Source organism: Pantoea sp. Cy-640, from assembly GCF_011752635.1.
GTDB classification, from domain to species: Bacteria; Pseudomonadota; Gammaproteobacteria; order Enterobacterales; family Enterobacteriaceae; genus Pantoea; species Pantoea dispersa.
Genome location: NZ_VWXB01000033.1, coordinates 1 through 241, shown reverse-complemented (window position 1 = coordinate 241; position 241 = coordinate 1). Strand labels below are relative to the sequence as shown.

Genomic DNA, 241 nt, shown 5'->3' with positions numbered 1-241 from the left:
TGGCAGTTCCCTACTCTCGCATGGGGAGGCCCCACACTACCATCGGCGCTACGGCGTTTCACTTCTGAGTTCGGCATGGGGTCAGGTGGGACCACCGCGCTGTTGCCGCCAGGCAAATTCTTTGTGCCCTGTCCCGCGTCTTTCGCACTGATGCCGCGTTGGCCGCGCTCGCAAAGTCAGTCACATACTCGTGTATGCTCCTTCCTTTCCTTCGCTTGCCGCCTCGCCTCAGCGCAAAATC

General features: G+C 60.6%; 1 rRNA gene. It reads right to left on the bottom strand.

Annotation, left to right across the window (positions count from 1 at the left end):
• Nucleotides 1-113: ribosomal RNA gene (gene rrf, locus F3J36_RS24060) — 5S ribosomal RNA — on the bottom strand; the annotation flags it as partial.
• Nucleotides 114-241 lie beyond the last annotated feature (128 nt).